Origin of the sequence: Algoriphagus vanfongensis DSM 17529, from assembly GCF_000429465.1 — a bacterium.
Lineage (GTDB): Bacteria > Bacteroidota > Bacteroidia > Cytophagales > Cyclobacteriaceae > Algoriphagus > Algoriphagus vanfongensis.
The window spans coordinates 126,611-146,258 of the sequence record NZ_AUBX01000018.1 but is presented as its reverse complement, the minus strand read 5'-3'; the positions used below and the strand labels follow the sequence as shown (position 1 = coordinate 146,258).

Genomic DNA, 19,648 nt, shown 5'->3' with positions numbered 1-19,648 from the left:
CCCCACATCAGTATCATGAACTGCTTGCAATCAAATTTCAGGGAGGATCGACTCATCGAAAACCTCAATCGATTCGGGAAAACCGTGAAGCCTTTTACAGTCGAACTGAATGGAATCGGTCAATTTCCCCAAACAGTCTTTGTCGATGTTTTCAATAAAAATCAACTTGTAGAAATCATATGATCACCGCCACCAAAAAAGGGACGTTTTAGTCAAACTCACATTGATTGGAGCTTGATTTCCATACTAGCTTCCAGTCCATTTCTTCAAAATCCATCAAGCCCAGCCCTTGTACCTGCTCCCCTTCACAGTTGAAAAACACAATCTGGTAGTTGCACAACTGACAGCAACTTGCCTTTACAAAAACAGTTTCTCCTTTGTAGCGACTTCTGGAAATATAAAATGTTTCTCTTCCGATATCAGTACTTTCGATTTCATCAATCTCCTGTTTTAGCCAGTCAAGATTTTTGACTGGATTGACAGATCCACATAGTAAAATTGGATTGGTATCTTCACTGCAACCAAAAAACAGCAAACTCAGAAGACTGCAAAAGAGAAAAGATCGATAAAAGTTTTTCATTTTTAGAAGAATTAAAATTTGGAGTTACAATCCCAACGTTCCTGCTTTTCACTTTGCTACTTGTTTAACTAATTATTAAACAAACAAAACTCAACTAGAGCGCACTCCCCCATCAGTGACTAGGCTCTAACTACAAAAAATCAAACCTGTCGTCCTACATCTTCCTTTGCATGACTGGAATCAGAAAAAATATCCAAGCGAGTCCCCCACAAACAAGACAAACCATTTTTCGACGAACCGCACAAAAAAATTAATTTAGGGGGTAATCTATCCCCATAGCAATGCGAAAAATTTTAATCCTATTTGCCCATCCCAAATTTGAGCACTCAGAAGCAAACCAAGCAATGATCCATGCAATCAGTGGGCTGGAAAATGTGGAAATAAGAGATCTGTATGAATTGTACCCAGATTTCAATATTTCAATTCAGCTAGAGCAAGAAGCGCTTTTTCAAGCGGATGTAGTCATCTGGCATCATCCGATTTATTGGTACTCCTGTCCCCCACTACTGAAACAATGGATCGATCTTGTCTTGGAATTTGGCTGGGCATATGGTCCCGGCGGGGTGTACTTAAAGGGCAAATACCTATTAAATGCAATTACATCTGGCGGCTCAGACTTGGCATATTCTTCAGAAGGGAGAAATCAACACCCCATTGGAAACTTTCTTCTTCCTTTTGAGCAAACTGCGAAACTCTGCCTGATGAAATATCTAGCTCCCTTTCACCTGTCGGGTACTTTCAAAATCACTGATTCCGAATTGCAAATTAAGGCCAACGATTACCGGGATTTCATCCTAGAACTCCGAGATTCACAAGTTATTGATAGGCCACTAAGACCCAAAACGTCCCTATCATGAATGGATTCTTAGCAAATGCTGTCGTATATATCATAGCAGCTATCATCTGTGTGCCTCTGGCAAAAAGATTGGGAATGGGATCTGTCCTAGGCTATTTGCTTGCCGGCATCTTGATAGGCCCTTACCTTTTGGGCTTCATTACCAATGAGGGACAAGGTCAAGATATCATGCATGCTACCGAGTTTGGGGTGGTGATGATGTTGTTTTTGATCGGATTGGAACTGGAACCCAAAAATCTCTGGAAAATCCGGGATTTAATCATCCGAATTGGACTCAGTCAGGTATTGGTTTCAGCTGCATTGGTGTTTATCATCGCTATTTTGATTCCCATTCAATGGCAAACCGCACTTGCCATAGCGCTATCCATGGCGCTCTCCTCCACGGCTATCGTTCTCCAATCACTCAAAGAGCGAAATGAGATGAATTCTCTTCTCGGCAAAATGTCATTTGGAGTATTATTGATGCAGGATATCGCAGTGATCCCGATATTGGCAGTATTACCCTTGCTCGTAGTAGCTGTACCAGAGCTGTCTGCCGACCATGCGGATGGCATGCACGGACTCATAGACAGTCTTCCAGCTTGGGCTCAGACCTTGTCTATTTTTGCAGCCATCGGTGCCGTTATTCTGTTGGGAAGATATGGTTTTGGACCGCTATTGAACTTCGTTGCCAAAACCCGACTGAGAGAATTGTTTACAGCTTCAGCATTGTTGATTGTTGTAGGTATTTCCTATTTGATGGAGCTCGTCGGGTTGAGTCCCGCTCTTGGAGCTTTTTTGGCGGGGGTGATTTTAGCCAACTCTCCTTACAGACATGCCTTGGAATCTGACTTAGAACCATTCAAAGGCTTGCTATTGGGTTTGTTTTTTATGGCTGTGGGCTCGACGATCAACTTCTCACTGATTTACAATGAAGCCAGCACTATCCTCACGCTGACACTTGGTATCATCTTGTTGAAAACCTCGGTCTTATTGGTCTTGGGAAAAATCAAAAATCTTCAATTTTCCACTAACCTGAAATTTGCAATCGGACTTTCTCAGGTCGGAGAATTTTCTTTTGTGACTTATGCTTTTGCCCTGCAGCTAGGTATTTTTGAGCAATCACTCGCGGATACGCTGATGGCTGTGACAGCTCTCAGTATGACGATCAGCCCGATACTCATGTTGATATTTGACAAGTGGATCATTCCTGCGCTATCAAAAAACAATGAAAGCAGAGATCAAAAAATGGACAGCTTCCATGAACATAATAAAGTGATTTTAATCGGTTTTGGACACTTTGGATCAACTCTGGGGCGATTTCTAAGAGCAAGTGGTGTAGAGGCCACTATCTTGGACTCCGATCCAGAGAGGATAGAATATTTGAGAAAAATGGGTTTCAAGGTCTATTTTGGAGATGGCACCCGATCAGAACTTCTCCAATCTGCGGGTGCGGAGGAAGCCAGCATCCTCATATCAGCCATAGACAATACGGAGTATAGTCTCAAACTAGTCGAACTATGCAAGCAGGAATTCCCTCACTTGGAAGTCATGATCCGTGCAAAAAACAGATATGACGCATTTGAATTGATGGAAAAGGGTGTGACCAATATCTACAGAGAACATCTCGATACGTCCATCAAAATGGGAGAAGATGTGCTGAAAAAACTAGGGTTCAGAGCTCATACGGTACATCGCATGGCCAAACAATTTCATGACTATGATGAGGAAGCTCTGAAAGTATTGGTCAATTATAAAAACAACAGAGATGAATACATCTCCAAAAACAAGCAACAAATCGAGCTGCAGGAATCTTTGCTTTCAGGAGAACTGATGCGAAAATTCTCTGTCAATGACCACACCTGGGATAGCGACGGCATCAAAGAAGTAGAAAAATCAAATGAAGATGAGCGCTAAAAAAACTTTTGAAAACAATCAAAGTACAGATATGTTCTACGTCAGCTTTTAAACACCTAATGTAAAACCTAAAATAGGCAACTCCTCTAAACCCCTCAAAGAACTTGAAATACAGACACCTAGGGATCTCTACAGTGATTTCAACGGGGCACTATGACTAACTATCAACAGCTAATCTGCTGGCTCAAGCTCAAAAACAAGAAGGAATGACTCCCCAGTTCTTTTTACGTATGGTTATTGACTGCTAAAAAAATGATCCTATATTTCATATTGATCAACAACCCTTAAGATGAGACATCCGATGTGGCTCTTGCGTCCGTTCAGTCTAGCTGGGGTAATTTTTACTAAAATTGTTACCCACCCATTAGACTTCCATTTTTTATGAAGAAGGGTACATTTTGCTTTTTCTATTCTTTCCTGTTCTCCGTTTTTTTGATTTGTTTGACCATGGCACAGGCATTTCCTCAATCATCTCAGGATGTGGGAATTGGCCAAAACTATGTGATGGAAATCTGGGACAATTCCAAAGGGCTGCCTCAAAATGCCGTCTTTGCGATGGAAAAAGACAATTTCGGCTTTTTATGGGCTTCTACTGAGGAAGGCCTGGTGAGATTTGACGGAAAAAAAATCATGATTTTTGATCAGGATCATTTTCCGGAAATGCTGGAGCAAACCTATTTCATTTTTCACAAAACCAAGGGTGGCATCTGGGCAAGCGGAGATCGGAGTATTCTTCTGATAGACAAAAACATCAAAACTGTGATCGATTGCTCGGAGATAACCGACGAGACTTGGATCAGGGCAATAGCTGAAAATGGAAAAGGTGGCTTATTGGTAGGCAATCAAAAAGGTGAAATTTTCTCATGGGACGAAGGAGTCTTCAACCCTCTCTCCTATTGGAATCCAACAGTTCCGTTGGAAATCCTCAATTTTTACCCGATTTCGGACTCTCTAATTTTGGTTGGTACTACTCAAGGAATTTACGAACTCGACCTAGAATCCAACCAAGTAAAATTGGTGACTGAGCAGGATTTCACTGCCTCAAAAATCTTTGGCAACTCAAAATCGACTTTTGTTTATGGCCTTGACCAGGGAATTTTTAGACTAGGCAAAGACTACCATCTCGAGAAGGTATTTTCCTTTGATCAAGCCAGCGACGTCAATATCTCCAGCCTAATTGCTGATTCGGATGATACGATCTGGGCTGGTTCCATTGAAAATGGAATCATCAAATTTTCGGATGGCAATGCCACCAAAGTGACCTTGCCAGAACTCCAATCCTACACTGTACGGAAAATCATCAAGGAAAGAGACAATCTTTATTTGGGTACTTTGGGCAAAGGTCTTGCGATCCTAAGGCCATCCAAAATCAAGCAGCTGGGGATTGGGGCATTGGATCAAAAAAATATCAAACCCATCTACCAAGCCAATGACAGTAGTATCTGGATCGGCACCAAGTCCAATGGCTTGTATAGGATAAAGCATGAAGCGGTGCGCTCATGGAAGGATCATGACGGCTTATTGCAAAACAGGATCAACACGATTGGTTCAGCAAACGGGAAGGTCTATGTAGGAAGCATTGCTGGGATCACAATCATTGATCAGACTAGCGGCCAAATCACCGGATATCTAACTCAAGAAAACGGCCTCAGAAGTAATTATGTCTATGCCATCTTTCAAGATTCCAAAAATTGGCTTTGGATATTGACACGCTACGGAGGCATCCACTATTTTGATGAAAAGGGCATTTTCCATCAGGTAAACTTGCCGGAGAAGTATTCTAATACTGGCTTCATCAGTATTCTGGAGCTCCGCAACAAGCAGATTTTGATCGGATCTATCAGTCAGGGATTTTTTCGGTTTGAAAATGAAGAATTGATCGAAAATCAAACTTTGCCGCTCACACCCGGGGAAGACCTGATCTATAGTATGTACGAAGACGAGGCAGGAGATCTGTGGTTTGCCACGCATGGAGGCATTGCATTACTACATGATGGAAATTTTAAAATCATGCGAAAGCATCAGGGACTGAAGTCCCGAAGTGTCTATTCCATCACCCCAGACGACAATTCTGGCGTTTGGATATCACATAATTTTGGTGTTCAATTTATCCCGGATTCAGAGCTTGAAAAATTCAAGAACACATCCAATGAGGATTTTCACATCGCCAACAGTTTTTACAATGAAAGTCATGGGATGCCCAACTCAGAAGCCAATGGACTGATCTTTCCATCTTCATTAAAAGACAAAACGGGAAGAATTTGGATCCCAACTGTAGAGGGAGTCGGCATCATTCAGGGCACTCCTATCTCAGAAGAAAAGTCCAATGACTTTTTGTTCATTTGGGACAATCTGCAGATTGGTGATCAAAAAAGCGATATCGAAAATGACATCGTCGTTCCGCACGGAGTAGGGATGTTTCAGGTATCCTTTAGTCTCATTGATTTTGAAAACCCGGATCAATATTCCCTTTACTACCGCATCGATCCAAACTCGGAACATTGGCTTCCTATCAAAGAGCAAAGACAGCTGAATTTCACAGGAATCAAACCTGGGAAATATACACTTCAGGTAAAAATCCATCGCCATGGCACACTTGAGCAGATCAATTCCTTGCCGATCCGGGTCAAAGCGGCTTGGTTTGAAACGCTGGTTTTCAAAATTTTAGTTTTACTGATTTTTGGGTTCTTGATTTACTTTTTCGTAAAATACTATTCCCATATTCGGATGAAGCGGAAACTGGAAAGCATGGTCGATCAAAGAACTGCCGACCTGAGTACTGCCAATCAACAACTGAAAAAAGCGATCGGTGAAATTGAGAGCAAAAACAAAGTTCTCATGGATATCACTTGGTTTCAGTCCCACTTGGTACGGGGACCATTGACCAAAGCGATAGGAATAGTGCAGGTATTAAACAGTCAGTCCGATTTTCAGGACATAGGACTCAGTAAGGAAGAATTGGAAAAAGAACTTTTGGAAACACTTGAACAGCTAGATCAGGTGGTGAGGGAGACCCACTCAATGTCTGAAAACATCAAAAACAATGAAGGTTAAACCCGCCCTAGTCTATATCGTCGATGATGACCAGGTGGTCACATTACTTCACACCTTACATATCAAAAGACAAGAATTGGCCGAGGATATCCATGCATTTTTGGACGCCAAAATAGCCTTGCAATCCCTCCACTCTTTAGTTGGAGAAGATCAGAGATTATTGATTTTTTTGGACCTCAATATGCCCGAAATGAACGGCTGGGAATTTTTAACGCAACTACAGCAGCAACAATTTCCCTTGGATATCAAGGTAATTATCGTCACCTCCTCACTCAGCAAATCCGACAAGGAAAAATCAGCAGAATTTGACTTAGTGATTGATTTCTGGGAAAAACCAATGGCCCCAGATCAAATACTACAGCTAAAAGAACGATTGGGAGATTGGATTTCGGGAATTGGGTAAAATGAGTCTTGGCTGACAAAGCCAATCTTTTCAATCACCTTACATAATTGACCTGAAAATCTAAAAACAAAAATGAAGTAAGGAAACTTGTGCTCCCTTACCCTAGGACTTCTTTAGAAATGTCGCTTATACCTCAGCCGCCTTATCTTTGGTAGGAAAGTGCTTTTCAATGATCTCTAGCATCAGATCAGGATGCAATGGCTTGGTATTATAACCTGAAATCTCCGGATTTGATTGTGCTCTTTTAATGTCATCAGGATTGCCTGACGTACTCAGCATGACGACTATCACTTCTGCTTTTTTCTCTTGTGGCAAGAGGTGATACGCATCCATAAACTCCCAACCATCCATCACAGGCATATTGATGTCCAGCAATATCAACTGTGGAGTGACTACTTCTGCATCTTCTGCCTGCGAACCTTCTTGGTTTTCCAAAAACTCAATTGCCTCTTTTCCATTCAGCGCTACATGAATCTGCTGAGCTATATTGAGTCGGCTCAATATTTTCCTATTGATGAAATTGGTAGCATCATCATCATCTACTAATAGGATGGATTTTAACTTGTAACTCATATTTTAATTGATTTCGGCAACTCCAAAAAGAAAGTACTGCCCTTTCCTATTTCAGATTCGACCCATAATTTACCGTGATGCAGTTCTGCTATTTTTTTACAATGGGACAGCCCAATCCCATATCCTTCGTATTCGCTCCTGTTGTGTAACCTTTTGAAAATGAGAAATATCTTATTCATATCCTTTTTTTCAATTCCGATCCCGTTGTCTTTCACCGAAAATAAAATCGACCTGCCTCGATCCACACCGGAAATTTCCACCACAGGCTGCTCGTCTTTGTTAAACTTAATCGCGTTTGCTATCAAGTTTTGAAACAAAATCCGAAGCTCTGTCTCATAGGCTTTTACCTGAGGCAATACACCAACTTTCAACCAGGCATTTTGGCGATTGACGAGATCGGATATATCCGACCAAATATTATTGATGAGTCCTACACAATCGACCGTTCGATATGTTTCTGATTTGCCAAGACGAGAGTACTCCAACAATCCAGAAACCAAGTCTCGCATTCTCTTCGAAGATGTGGAAATAAACTCTGCATACTGGATCAAATCTTCCTTAGAAAAATCGCCGTTTAGCTCTTCTACCAAGTAATCTGTAAATGTATTGATCGTCCGAAGTGGCTCCTGTAGATCATGAGAAGCGAGATAGGTAAACTGCTCTAAGTCTTTATTTTTGCGGATGATATCTTTGATATATATCTCCTTCAGGTCATCTGCCTGCTTTCTTTCGGTCAGGTCTCTGGTCACTTTACTGAAGCCGATCACTTCTCCATTTTCGCCATGCACACAGGTGATCGTGATACTTCCCCAAAACAAGCTCTGATCTTTCCTCACTCTCCACCCTTCGTCTATTGCCTTTCCCTTTTTCAAAGCCTCTTGGATCAACCTATCAGGCTTTTTGAGATCCAGATCCTTTTTGGTATAGAAAATCCTGAAATTCTGACCTATGATTTCTTTTGCCTCGTACCCTTTGATGCGTTTGGCACCTAGATTCCAATCCAGAATAGTCCCACTGGAATCCATAAAAATAATAGCATAGTCTTCGATATCATGGATTGCCCGACTCAGGTAATCCAAACTGGGTTGCGTGGTATTCACTATAAAATCTACTTAGTCCTTATAAAAGATTTTGCTTAGGGTGACAGGTTCATCTTTTAAGGATATGAAAATCAAATGTATCTAATTAATTCTGAGTTTAAAACCAATCTCTCCAAACTCATCCTCATATGTCCGGGTTAATATCAATCATTGTAATTCAAAATCTTAGAGAATTGTTCATCTTTTAGAGAAATTAGTTCAAAATCAAATCACCGATTGCCCCCCTTTCCTCGAAATGATTCATCGTACGACAAAAGCTTAGCGGCAGGCTTCACCTTCAGTAAAGCAGCAAAAACAAGATTCTTTAGGATCACTTAAGGCATTCTAAAACCTTAAAAAATTATAATTAATCTTCGAATTTTAACTCAAGGCCTATATTAGATTTTTTAATTTTTCTATTCGACCATGAGAAACGCTGCTCCGATCAAGCGATTGATCCTATTTTCTTTAGGCATCTATATCCTCTTATATGCCTTCCCTTTCCCATTAAACCACATTCCTTACTCGCATGAGTTATTCTCCAAATATGCCATGGCCTTACAGGAAAAGTACGTACTGTTTTTCGGACATGATATCTTAGGAGTAGGCAGTTTTGAGAAAATCCAGAGAACCGGAAGTGGTGATACTACCTATGACTATGTGCGGATTCCCGCACTACTCAGCCTTTCTTTTTCACTTGCCTTCCCTCTTAGCCTTATCAAAAGATTTCGTTCAAATGCAATGGCCTTCTTTCAATGGATGCTGGTCTATGCCAGGTATTATGTAGGATTGACTTTGATATCTTATGGCATCGCCAAGTTTTTGGAAGGACAGTTTCCAGGTCCCTCTTTCTATGGCATGGAAACACTCGTTGGAAATATCTCTCCTATGGGTTTGGCTTGGCGTTTTTTCGGCTATTCTGACACCTACAAAATCTTCATGGGTTTGTCGGAAGTGGCAGCGGGCATGCTGCTACTCTTTCGTAGAACGTCAATTCTTGGAGCCTTGATTTCCATCAGTGTTTGTTTAAATATCGTCTTGGTAAATTTTTCATTTGATGTCCCCGTCAAGTTATTTTCATCCCATCTCTTGCTCTTTTCCATTTTGATCCTAGCTCCTAAAATCAAGCCTATTTTTGAATTTTTCATCCTACATCGAGAAAGCACCTTGGGTGAAATAAAACCTCGCTTCACACAAACGAGGTATAAACTAATCCGCTTGATAGTCGTGCTGTATTTGGCCGGCTTTATCCCATTGACGATGATTGTCTCGCATCTGCAAAGTCAGAAATTCAGAACAATGGAAAACACTTGGGAGGGGCTATATACCTTCACTGAAATAGACCCAAAGCATCCGTGGAACAAGATGATTTTGGAAAAGAATATGCTGGTTTTACAATCAGAGAATGGCCCAAGGGAATTCTGGAATATCCAGGAAATCAAGGAGGAAGGAGTGCTGGTGATCAAAAATCAACAAGATGAGACCAAGCCATATGAACTCAGAATCAAGGAAAACGCTGGAAATCATTATGAAATCCAACTTCTCATCGACGACGATCAAGTAAAAGCAACTGCAAACAGAAAAATAAAATCCAGTTATGAATTGGTTAAACGAGGCTTTCATTGGATCAATGAATACCCCTACAACAGGTAAATGATCACTTGTTTTTTTGAAAGTCTAAAAATGGATTTTTGACCTTAGGAATAAAGAATAAACAACTGTGATAACCTAAAACTTCCGATGCCAGGCTGAAGCAGACCAAAGCACAAAAAGTAACTGAATCGACCTTCGGGGATAAACAATGGTTTTATGCTAGAGAATTCTGGTTACCCAAAGCATCAGAGACAAAATGGCGAGGAATTCAGAAGCTTGGTAATCACTATCCGAAAGTCTATTATTCATCCTCTAATAGGATACAGCACATATCTGAATACAAGCAGTAATTCCATCCCACTCATTTGGCTATTCATCCCAGTTAGTTGATCAGCGCATGTTTCATGTCTAATCTTGGTCTTACCACATAGCTGATCTCACCATGAAATATCCCCGAATTCTACTTTTCTTTTTCCTTTTCACCTCTCCAATAGCACATGTAGCCCATGCCCAGCTACTGACTCAAGAAGAACTGAAAAATGACCTCAGCTTTTTGGACGATCTACTGCAAAAGCACTCTTCCTATCAAGGACTCAATGGGTATGACTACCAAAAGGATTTTGAAAATTTTCTTGACCAGACCTCTAGCCTGGGTATTGCGCCAGAGGATTTTGGACTGTTTCTGGCCAAAACAATAGGTAAAATAGGCGACAGGCATGCCAGTGTAAGAGGTTACGACCTGCCTGAATCTCTTTATTTCCCATTTACTTTTGCCCCTTTTGGTGAAAAAGTACTTGTTCTTCAATACAACAAAGATTCCAAAATGTATCTTCCATGGGATGAAAGTTACCCATACCTCAAGGCTATCCACCATATCGAGCTGGAAGAACTCTTACCCCAAGTCCTACCTGAGGAAATTCTTGCTCCCAAATCATCTTATCGGCTGCGGGCATTAAGAGAACTTAGAGATATAGAAACAGTCTTTTTCAAAATGGGCCGGAAAGTGCCTAATCCTATTCAGGTAACTGTAGAAAACGAAAACGGACTAGAGAAAACCATCGAAGTCACGCTAGCAGACACCAAAGGAAAGGCATATCTCTGGGATGAGCGATTCGGAGACGGTCACTTTTTCCTCTCAGAAGAAGACTATGCAAACCCAGCTATTGTGCATGACTTTTTCAAACTGGATAGAGACATTGCTTATATTCAATTGACAGAAATGCTCAGCAAAGAAGACAGCCCTCTATTTTTCACTTATCTCAATGATTTTATGAAGAATATCAAAGATAGTAAGGCGCTGATCATCGATGTAAGAAATAACGGAGGCGGTACTCGTGACCTTATTCAGGAATTAGCCGGATACCTGATCCATCCAGACTCTATCTATGTAGTAAATATTGCCAAACAAAGAACAGATGGCGTTTTGAACTCAGAGCAAGTAGAAAGTCTCCATGGTCGGTATCTAGTCTCGAGAGGTGAATTGGACAGTCTGGAGAAAAAAGAAGTGGATAAATTCATGCACACCTTTCGCCCCATGTATCGACTGGATGAAGTTAGGTATAGCGACTATTATTATTACCTCTTCAATGGCTATAAGCTTTCGCAAAACAAGTACTACTATAACCGTCCCGTCTACATTCTAGCCAATGAAAGGACCTTTAGCGCTGCATCCGTACTCGTATCTACGCTAAAAAACCTACCCAATGTGACTATAGTGGGCCAGACTACAGATGGTTCCAGTGGCAATAGCATGCGGTTCGAACTCCCTCATTCCCAACTTCGAATCAAACTCAGCACAATGGTATCCTTCCAAAAAGATGGATCTATTCTGGATGGAATCGGCACCAAGCCCGATTTAGAGATCCCAAGAAGTCTAGACCAGGTATTCGGGACAGAAGACCACCAACTTCAAAAGCTGAAAGAGCTAATCCTCCATTCTCATCCCACCAAGTAATCATCGAGAACAAGAACAATCAAGTCACTAATCTGGGTCAAAAAGACTTCATTCCAACTTTCAAGCAACGGATAAACGCGACATGAAAGCCTACTATAGAGGTATTCCTGCGAAGCAATTCCTTTGCTTGTTCATGGTTTGAATCAAGTATTGCTATTTTAAATTCCACAAGAAGTACTTTAAAACTCAAACCCCGGCCCACCTCATTTATTTGACATTCCTAACCTATGTACTCTGGATAGCCACTTAGCTCGAAACTCATCTGAAGAGCTTTTAATAGGTCCGATATAGCTTACTTTGACAGGGTTGATTCCACAAAATTGTAATGTCCCTTTTCTGAACTGGTTAATTGCTGGACTTCTCATAAAAAGTGTGTCATACCATTTTGGAGTATCAGCTGTCACTATAATTCTCGCTGTTTTTCCTTTCAATAGTTTTTTAGGTAATGACTTTCCTTTTTCAAATTCAAAAAATATCCCTGGAAGAAATGTTCTTTCAACAAACCCCTTCATGAGTGCAGGATAACCATACCACCACATTGGAAACACCCAAACGATATGATTCGCCCTTTTCACCTGTTCTATGGCCGTTACAAGATCAGGTTCCAAATCAGACCTTTTTCTATATCCAAATTCAAGATTTAGATTGAAATCCAAATCCCGTAAGTGGATCACTGATACATTGGCATTTGATTGTTCTGCACCTTGCCTGTAAGCTTCGGAAAGTGCCGCATTATAGCTTTCCTTATCCGGGTGTCCATTGACGATTAAAATTTCAGCTTTGGTCATGTCACTTATTTTGAATGACCCAAAAGTAGAGATGTGCTAAACTTTCAAAAAGGACAAATGTCCTATTCCGTAGTCATTTTACGGAGCCGACTTAAGTGCCGGTCTGTAATCCCCAAGTAGGATGAGATATACTTGAGTGGAATGTTTTGGAGGAATTCTGGGTAATTCGCCATTAGCTTTCTGTATCTGTTTTCGGCAGTTTCCATTTGCAGTGCCAATAAGCGTTCCTCCATCAAGAGGTATGACTGCTCCGAAAAATGCTTGGAAAATCTCAACCAATTTTCGCTTGAATTGACTAATTCAGTAAAGCCCTTTCGACCGATCATCAATACTTCAAGATCAGTAATGGCATGAATATTTTCCATCGTTTCCACTTTTGAAATAAACGAAGAATATGCAGTAATAAACTTGTTTGGGAAAGTCAGGCAGTAAGTCACCTCATCCCATTTGCTGGAAATACAATAGTTTCTCACGATCCCGGAACAAACAAAGGCTATCCAGTCACAGGTTTTTCCAGCTTCTATGAGCAAATCATCTTTTCTAAAGCTTTTATGCTCAAAAAAATCTAAACCCTTGGCAATTTCATCTTTTGAAAAACCCTCAAACTTTCGGAGTTCAGCTTCTAATTTTTCTTTCATGAGTATTCAAGGTTCATTTATTAGGCCTGGTTTCCCTAAAAATGTAATAACAAACACTTTTTTTGCACAAAAAAAGGAGATACGATTTTACCTTTCGCAACTCCTTGTTTATCAAGTCGGGGTGACAGGATTTGAACCTGCGACCACACGCCCCCCAGACGTGTACGCTAACCGGACTGCGCCACACCCCGAAATCCGAAAGCGAATTTACAGTTTTCTTATTTTTTTACTAACGCTCTATTCAATATCATTTTTGGCTTCCCCACCAGTCAGCATTAGGCTGCCAGTTTTTATCCAGCATCTCCCTTCTTTGTTTTTCCAGCCGAGGCAATAGCACTGTCCTGTTTTGCTCCAGCTTCCATGCTAAAGAATCACCATCAAACAATGGGTCTTGTACCGCTTTCGCAGCGCCTGTCTCATCCAACCATGCCTGCAACTGACCCCTCATTTCTTCCACCTGCTTGGGAAATTCTTGTGAAAGATCGTATTTCTCCCCAGGATCTTTAGAAAGATCGTATAGTTCATCTCGCTCATCCTCCCAATAATGAATCAGCTTCATATTTCCTTTCAGCACCATAGAGTTAGGCTCGCCACCTTGGTTGCCATAGTGTGGATAATGCCAAAACAAAGATCTCTCCTGAGATTTTTCTCCTTCCAGTAGTGGCACAAGACTCTGCCCATCCATCCTGCCTTCCTGCTGTGCTTCCACTCCCGCCAGCTCCAAAATTGTAGGAAAAAAATCTACACCAGAGACAGGTATATCTACAGTTTTTCCCATTTGCTTCATCCAGGGCACATAGACCATATAAGGTACTTTGACCCCACCTTCCCATTGATAGCCCTTGCCTCCTCTTAGCGAAAGGCTATTGGTCGAATAATTATCCCCTGAAGCCACACCGCCATTGTCAGAAGTAAATACCACTACGGTATTCTTATTCAGACCTTGATCTTTAAGTGTCTGCATCACTGAGCCCACAGCTTCATCTACTTGCTCTAAGAGTCCTGCATACACCGGATTGTCTTGATATTTGCGAATTGGAAGTATTCGCTCCATCTCAAACCCCTCCTCTTGAATCCCCATTTCTTCTGCCTTATCCCGATACTTTTGCCATTTTTCCTGGGTAGTTTGGATCGGTGCATGTACGGCATAAAATGCCAAATAAGCCAAAAAAGGTTTCTCCTTGTTTTCAACTATAAACTGCTTGGTTTCCTTTGCTAGCTTCATGGAAAGTGACATACCTTTTTCTTCTTCCAAATCTTCTAAGTAAGGATTGTTGAAAGGAGAAAAATACCCCCCTGTATATGGACCTCCTGCGTGAAAACCTCCCTGATTGATGTCAAACCCATGATCCGTTGGGAGTGAAGAGTTTTCCTCGCCTCCCAAATGCCACTTACCCGCAAAAAAAGTTTGATAGCCTTTAGACTTCAAGGCCTCTGGAAAAGTGACAAATTCATGAGGCAAAAAATGAGAATAGCTTGCCGGAAGCAAGGGGGTAAACCTGTTAAACTTCCTCCAATCCTCTCCCTCAGGGGCTCCAATATAGTCTGTGATCTGATGAGATGCTGTAAATTTCCCTGTCAATAAGCTGGCTCGAGAAGGCGAACAGACAGCAGAAGCTGCATACCCTCTCGTGAAATTCACCCCCATTCTAGCCAGTTGATCGATATGAGGGGTTTCATAATAGGTACTGCCATTGACTCCAAGATCTGAGAAACCCAAATCATCCACCACTATGAAAAGGAAATTAGGCGTTTCTACTTTTTCCTCAGGAGAAGCGCAGCGTGCAAAAATGAAACATACCGAAATACTTAAGGCAATTTTTGAGAAATTCATATGAAAAGGATGGTATCGAATCCTTAAAAGTATAAGAATTTCCTTTCTCGATAAAAAGCCAAGTTAAATTCCTTCAGAATTCCTATTTCTGAAATTAATTGGATGAAAAGGAGTATTGCAGCAATCCTCGCAAAGACATGCTTCAGGATTGATGCTGACAGCCTTTCTCATGGCTTCTGGACCATTATTGAAAGGCCCAAGGTAATCACGATCTAAGGATCCCGGGATGGCTCTGCACTCTCTATCGTGGATCTCAAACTTTCCCTCCGGATTGGGAGTAGATGAAAGGTAAAAGAATTTCATAGGCTTAAAAGTTAGGCTTGTTCTTCAAAATTACATGCTTAGTGAATAGAAGAAAATACCCGGAACTGGGTATTTTTCAGTTCACTCAAAAAATTAATAGTTCAAAACTTAGATACCCTTGTATTCCTCCTAGAGCATATAGCGCTGGAACAGCTCTTCCCATTCGTCCTCCAATGAACTAGAGGGTCTACTCTCTCCTGCTCTCCTGTACCAATAATCCGCATTCCAGATATCTCCTTCCTTGCGATGCAAATACGCATGAATTCTAGCTGCCGATTTGCCACCCAATTGATCCACTTGATCATGCGCCTGATCCCAGTCTCCTTTCACATCAAACCACAAAGCCTTTTGCTCCGCAGAGAATGTGTCCAAAGGTGCCTTCAATTTTTTAAAATCTTCTAAATCCATAAATTCCCCAATTAATCAAACATCCCAAATTTACAGTTTTCTGTTAATCCCCTTCTCATGAACATCAAACCATTAGCCCTATCATTTTTTGCTTTTTTAAGCTTCTGCTGGATTATGACCTCTCCCTGCATGGCTCAAAAACAGAATCCCTTACAGGAAAAGATCCAACCGCTATTGGAACAATTCCATGGAAAAGCAGGCCTCTATATTCTCAATTTGAAGTCTGGAGAAGAATTTACCTATCAAGCTGACAGTATTTTTTCGACCGCCAGTATTGTAAAAATCCCAATAATGCTGGGAATTTTTGACAAAATTGAAAAAGGAGATCTTCAATTTCATCAGCCTCTCATCTATCGAGATAGCATCCGATACGGGGGTTCGGGCCTGATGCAGCACTACCAAGACTCGGTACAGACAGATCTGCGAACCCTGCTGGCTTTGATGCTGAGCTATTCGGACAACACGACATCGCTTTGGAACCAATCACTTGCAGGAGGTGGATCTACCATCAATGAACTTCTCAATACACTGGGATATCAGCATACCCGGGTCAATAGCCGTACTCCTGGGAGAGAAAAGGACTGGGAACGATTCGGCTGGGGTCAGACTACTCCCCGTGAAATGGCATCCATCCTTACAAAAATCTACCGCAAGGAATTGGTATCGGAGTCCGCTTCCGAAATGATGTACCGTCTGCTATCGAATACATTTTACAACGACTATGCAGCCAGTCAGATCCCTCCTGGCATCAATGTAGCCAGCAAGCAGGGCATGGTCAATGCATCCCGATCGGAAGTGATGCTTGTAAATGGTCACCATGGGGACTACGTCTTTGCTTTGTTTACTGATGAAAATGAAGACCAAAGCTGGACGTACCAAAATGAAGCATGGGTACTTACCAGAAAGCTATCTTCGTTGGTTTGGAATCATTTCAATTCTGAAGCACCTTACTCCCCTCCTACGGGTATCAAAAAATACTGGGAAGGACTAGGCTACTGATTTTTACACGAATTCACAGAAATACTGATTATTAGTGAATTACAATTTCCACATCAAAAACGCCTCAAAACACTTCTCGACATAAATTATTAGGACAATCATTGAAAATAAACTAGATAACACCGCAACACTTAGGCTTTTACCTAAAATTATTTCGACTTGGCAGGTTTATTAGAAATTATATATTTACTCAATTAATAATTAACCAAAATAACAGCGAAGCAAATTTTATGGAACAAGCGGTGATTTATCTGGTCCCGGCACTCGGGATTTTAGGTTTGGTCGTCATGGCGATCAAATCAGCCTGGGTCAGCAAGCAAGAAACCGGGGACAAAAACATGGTAGAATTGGCAACTCACATAGCCAATGGCGCCATGGCATTTCTCAAGGCGGAATGGAAGGTTTTGATCTATTTTGCGATTATTGCCAGTATCCTATTGGCTTGGTCCGGTACCACAGTGGAGACTTCCAGTCCCATCATTGCCGGATCTTTTTTGATCGGTGCTTTCTTCTCGGCCTTTGCAGGCTATATCGGGATGAATATCGCTACCAAAGCAAACATCAGAACTACCCAAGCGGCGCGAACTAGCCTCAAGCAAGCTCTCAAAGTTTCTTTCACAGGAGGATCTGTCATGGGACTAGGAGTGGCCGGACTTGCGGTACTAGGTCTGGGAGCGCTATTTATTCTATTTTATCAAATGTATGTGGTAAGTGTTGGCGCTGGTGTCAATGGTCTGGAAATGGAGAAAGCGCTGGAGGTTTTGGCGGGCTTTTCGTTGGGAGCTGAGTCCATCGCTCTTTTTGCACGTGTTGGCGGAGGGATCTATACCAAAGCAGCAGATGTGGGAGCCGATCTGGTCGGAAAAGTAGAAGCTGGAATTCCGGAAGATGATGTAAGAAATCCAGCGACCATCGCTGATAATGTAGGAGACAATGTAGGCGATGTCGCAGGCATGGGAGCTGACTTATTCGGATCTTATGTAGCCACAATCCTAGCCACCATGGTACTGGGAAGAGAGATCATCTCCAATGACAACTTTGGAGGTATTGCCCCTATTTTACTTCCCATGGTCTTGGCAGGTCTCGGCATTGTATTCTCAATTATGGGAATGGCATTTGTGCAGGTGAAGGATGAAAGAGGAGATGTTCAAAAAGCCCTGAATATGGGCAACTGGTCTTCGATCATTTTCACAGGTATTGCCTCTTTTTTTGTAGTAAAACACATGCTCCCAGAAAATCTCGAAATCAGAGGATATACTTTTACGAACATGGACGTGTTTTACGCTATTATCTTGGGACTGGTAGTCGGGACGCTCATGTCGATCATCACAGAATATTACACCGCCATGGGCAAGCGTCCTGTTTCGTCCATCGTCAAACAGTCCGCCACAGGTCATGCGACCAACATTATAGGCGGGCTTTCTGTTGGGATGGAATCTACCGTGCTTCCCATTTTGGTATTGGCAGGCGGGATATATGGAGCTTATGAATTTGCCGGGCTCTACGGAGTGGCTATCGCAGCGGCTGGGATGATGGCTACTACCGCCATGCAGCTAGCCATCGATGCTTTTGGTCCTATCGCAGACAATGCCGGTGGAATAGCAGAGATGAGTCAGCTACCTGAAGAAGTTAGAGGAAGAACAGACATCTTGGACGCTGTCGGCAACACTACTGCTGCCACAGGCAAAGGGTTTGCTATAGCTTCTGCAGCCCTCACCTCCTTGGCACTTTTCGCTGCTTTTGTAGGAATAGCCGGAATCGATGCGATCGATATCTATAAAGCTCCCGTTCTAGCCGGATTGTTTGTGGGAGGTATGATTCCGTTTATATTCTCCTCCCTGGCAATTGCCGCAGTAGGAAGAGCAGCAATGGACATGGTGAATGAAGTAAGGAGACAATTCCGAGAAATTCCCGGAATCATGGAATACAAATCCAAGCCAGAGTATGACAAATGCGTCCAAATATCCACCCAAGCTTCTATTAGAGAAATGATTGCTCCCGGAGCGATTGCGCTGATCACACCTTTGCTGGTCGGTTTTGCTTTCGGCCCAGAAGTATTAGGGGGATTGTTGGCAGGTGTGACTGTGTCAGGTGTCCTCATGGGGATGTTTCAGTCCAATGCCGGAGGTGCCTGGGACAATGCAAAAAAATCATTCGAAAAAGGGGTTGATATAGATGGAGAGACTTTTTACAAAAAGTCTGAGCCTCACAAAGCCTCCGTAACAGGGGACACAGTGGGAGATCCATTCAAAGACACCTCTGGCCCCTCGATGAATATCCTGATCAAGCTCATGTCTATCGTAGCCTTGATTATTGCCCCCCACATCAGTGAAAAACCTCATAGCTCCGCAATGGCACAACGCATAGAGGTCAAAAAAGAAATCAAGTATGAAGGCGGAAAGAAAATCGTAACCGAAACCAAAAGGATCACACGGTAATTAAGAAGCCTTTGCTATGAAAGACTGCCTCAAATGGCAGTCTTTCTTTTTTTATACAGATTATCAGCTTATTGCAAAGATCCTAAATAAATTATTGCATAAAACTGCAAATAAGAATATTATTTGGCAGACTTAATTTTTCAGCCTCCTTTTATAAAAAAGATGAGTAAGGACTTGAATTTACTGCATCAATCTTTTTAAATTAAGCTCAAATAGCATTCTGTTTTATAAAAAAAGTCAAACAGAGCTGTA

The 19,648-nt window shown here is 41.8% G+C and carries 17 protein-coding genes and 1 tRNA gene; 9 read left to right on the top strand and 9 right to left on the bottom strand.

Annotation, left to right across the window (positions count from 1 at the left end):
* The first annotated feature begins 6 nt into the window (after positions 1–6).
* Positions 7–183: a hypothetical protein gene (locus G460_RS23240; protein WP_342667618.1), complete on the top strand. Its 177-nt coding sequence runs from the start codon at positions 7–9 to the stop codon at positions 181–183.
* 25 nt (positions 184–208) lie between these two features.
* Here the strand turns inward: G460_RS23240 and G460_RS0118835 are convergent, their stop codons facing one another.
* Complete coding sequence (locus tag G460_RS0118835; RefSeq protein WP_026956809.1) at positions 209–580, bottom strand: hypothetical protein; 372 nt, start codon at positions 578–580, stop codon at positions 209–211.
* 281 nt (positions 581–861) lie between these two features.
* Here G460_RS0118835 and kefF point away from each other — a divergent pair, with 281 nt between their 5' ends.
* The 4 genes from kefF (at position 862) to G460_RS0118815 (ending at position 6,789) form a co-directional block, all read left to right on the top strand.
* Positions 862–1,437, top strand: a complete 576-nt coding sequence (gene kefF, locus G460_RS0118830; RefSeq protein WP_026956808.1) for a glutathione-regulated potassium-efflux system oxidoreductase KefF — start codon at positions 862–864, stop codon at positions 1,435–1,437.
* Positions 1,434–3,332, top strand: coding sequence for a monovalent cation:proton antiporter-2 (CPA2) family protein (locus G460_RS0118825; RefSeq protein WP_035464777.1), 1,899 nt, complete (start codon positions 1,434–1,436; stop codon positions 3,330–3,332). The genes kefF and G460_RS0118825 overlap by 4 nt, the downstream gene beginning before the upstream one ends.
* Positions 3,333–3,779: 447 nt before the next feature.
* Entirely contained in the window at positions 3,780–6,386 is a 2,607-nt protein-coding gene (locus tag G460_RS0118820) for a ligand-binding sensor domain-containing protein (protein WP_169817533.1), read from the top strand.
* A complete protein-coding gene (locus tag G460_RS0118815; RefSeq protein ID WP_026956805.1) occupies positions 6,376–6,789 on the top strand; it encodes a response regulator in 414 nt (137 codons plus the stop codon). Before G460_RS0118820 ends, G460_RS0118815 begins: the two co-directional genes overlap by 11 nt.
* Positions 6,790–6,915: 126 nt before the next feature.
* On the opposite strand, the gene G460_RS0118810 is transcribed toward G460_RS0118815, so the two are convergent.
* Together G460_RS0118810 and G460_RS0118805 are read right to left on the bottom strand one after the other, a co-directional pair.
* Positions 6,916–7,362: a response regulator gene (locus G460_RS0118810; protein ID WP_026956804.1), complete on the bottom strand. Its 447-nt coding sequence runs from the start codon at positions 7,360–7,362 to the stop codon at positions 6,916–6,918.
* A complete protein-coding gene (locus G460_RS0118805) occupies positions 7,359–8,462 on the bottom strand; it encodes a sensor histidine kinase (protein WP_157366966.1) in 1,104 nt (367 codons plus the stop codon). The genes G460_RS0118810 and G460_RS0118805 overlap by 4 nt, the downstream gene beginning before the upstream one ends.
* 405 nt (positions 8,463–8,867) lie before the next feature.
* On the opposite strand from G460_RS0118805, the gene G460_RS0118800 reads away from it, so the two are divergent.
* A complete protein-coding gene (locus tag G460_RS0118800) occupies positions 8,868–10,094 on the top strand; it encodes a hypothetical protein (RefSeq protein WP_026956802.1) in 1,227 nt (408 codons plus the stop codon).
* A 382-nt stretch (positions 10,095–10,476) separates the two neighbouring features.
* Complete coding sequence (locus G460_RS22210; protein ID WP_051316124.1) at positions 10,477–11,988, top strand: S41 family peptidase; 1,512 nt, start codon at positions 10,477–10,479, stop codon at positions 11,986–11,988.
* A 203-nt stretch (positions 11,989–12,191) separates the two neighbouring features.
* On the opposite strand, the gene G460_RS0118790 is transcribed toward G460_RS22210, so the two are convergent.
* The 6 genes from G460_RS0118790 to G460_RS0118765 form a co-directional block, all read right to left on the bottom strand.
* Complete coding sequence (locus G460_RS0118790; RefSeq protein WP_035464775.1) at positions 12,192–12,776, bottom strand: NAD(P)H-dependent oxidoreductase; 585 nt, start codon at positions 12,774–12,776, stop codon at positions 12,192–12,194.
* Positions 12,777–12,838: 62 nt separating this feature from the next.
* Positions 12,839–13,414 (bottom strand): Crp/Fnr family transcriptional regulator, encoded by a 576-nt coding sequence (locus G460_RS0118785; protein ID WP_026956800.1) that lies wholly within the window; start codon positions 13,412–13,414, stop codon positions 12,839–12,841.
* Positions 13,415–13,530: 116 nt separating this feature from the next.
* Positions 13,531–13,605, bottom strand: a tRNA-Pro gene (locus G460_RS0118780).
* Between the two features lie 56 nt (positions 13,606–13,661).
* Entirely contained in the window at positions 13,662–15,248 is a 1,587-nt protein-coding gene (locus G460_RS0118775; RefSeq protein ID WP_035464773.1) for a sulfatase, read from the bottom strand.
* Positions 15,249–15,311: 63 nt separating this feature from the next.
* Entirely contained in the window at positions 15,312–15,551 is a 240-nt protein-coding gene (locus tag G460_RS22205; RefSeq protein ID WP_051316123.1) for a hypothetical protein, read from the bottom strand.
* 129 nt (positions 15,552–15,680) lie between these two features.
* Positions 15,681–15,959, bottom strand: a complete 279-nt coding sequence (locus G460_RS0118765; RefSeq protein ID WP_026956798.1) for a hypothetical protein — start codon at positions 15,957–15,959, stop codon at positions 15,681–15,683.
* 129 nt (positions 15,960–16,088) lie between these two features.
* Between G460_RS0118765 and G460_RS0118760 the strand changes: the two genes are divergently transcribed.
* Positions 16,089–16,958, top strand: a complete 870-nt coding sequence (locus G460_RS0118760; protein ID WP_245578756.1) for a serine hydrolase — start codon at positions 16,089–16,091, stop codon at positions 16,956–16,958.
* Positions 16,959–17,188: 230 nt separating this feature from the next.
* Positions 17,189–19,396 (top strand): sodium-translocating pyrophosphatase, encoded by a 2,208-nt coding sequence (locus G460_RS0118755; protein ID WP_026956796.1) that lies wholly within the window; start codon positions 17,189–17,191, stop codon positions 19,394–19,396.
* The last annotated feature ends 252 nt before the right edge of the window (positions 19,397–19,648 follow it).

Excerpts from the sequence above, each read along its gene's own strand:
- G460_RS0118835 (WP_026956809.1), bottom strand. The coding sequence starts at position 580 with ATGAAAAACTTTTATCGATCTTTTCTCTTTTGCAGTCTTCTGAGTTTG.
- kefF (WP_026956808.1), top strand. The coding sequence starts at position 862 with ATGCGAAAAATTTTAATCCTATTTGCCCATCCCAAATTTGAGCACTCA.
- G460_RS0118825 (WP_035464777.1), top strand. The coding sequence starts at position 1,434 with ATGAATGGATTCTTAGCAAATGCTGTCGTATATATCATAGCAGCTATC.
- G460_RS0118820 (WP_169817533.1), top strand. The coding sequence starts at position 3,780 with ATGGCACAGGCATTTCCTCAATCATCTCAGGATGTGGGAATTGGCCAA.
- G460_RS0118815 (WP_026956805.1), top strand. The coding sequence starts at position 6,376 with ATGAAGGTTAAACCCGCCCTAGTCTATATCGTCGATGATGACCAGGTG.
- G460_RS0118810 (WP_026956804.1), bottom strand. The coding sequence starts at position 7,362 with ATGAGTTACAAGTTAAAATCCATCCTATTAGTAGATGATGATGATGCT.
- G460_RS0118800 (WP_026956802.1), top strand. The coding sequence starts at position 8,868 with ATGAGAAACGCTGCTCCGATCAAGCGATTGATCCTATTTTCTTTAGGC.
- G460_RS22210 (WP_051316124.1), top strand. The coding sequence starts at position 10,477 with ATGAAATATCCCCGAATTCTACTTTTCTTTTTCCTTTTCACCTCTCCA.
- G460_RS0118790 (WP_035464775.1), bottom strand. The coding sequence starts at position 12,776 with ATGACCAAAGCTGAAATTTTAATCGTCAATGGACACCCGGATAAGGAA.
- G460_RS0118785 (WP_026956800.1), bottom strand. The coding sequence starts at position 13,414 with ATGAAAGAAAAATTAGAAGCTGAACTCCGAAAGTTTGAGGGTTTTTCA.
- G460_RS0118775 (WP_035464773.1), bottom strand. The coding sequence starts at position 15,248 with ATGAATTTCTCAAAAATTGCCTTAAGTATTTCGGTATGTTTCATTTTT.
- G460_RS22205 (WP_051316123.1), bottom strand. The coding sequence starts at position 15,551 with ATGAAATTCTTTTACCTTTCATCTACTCCCAATCCGGAGGGAAAGTTT.
- G460_RS0118765 (WP_026956798.1), bottom strand. The coding sequence starts at position 15,959 with ATGGATTTAGAAGATTTTAAAAAATTGAAGGCACCTTTGGACACATTC.
- G460_RS0118760 (WP_245578756.1), top strand. The coding sequence starts at position 16,089 with ATGGCTCAAAAACAGAATCCCTTACAGGAAAAGATCCAACCGCTATTG.
- G460_RS0118755 (WP_026956796.1), top strand. The coding sequence starts at position 17,189 with ATGGAACAAGCGGTGATTTATCTGGTCCCGGCACTCGGGATTTTAGGT.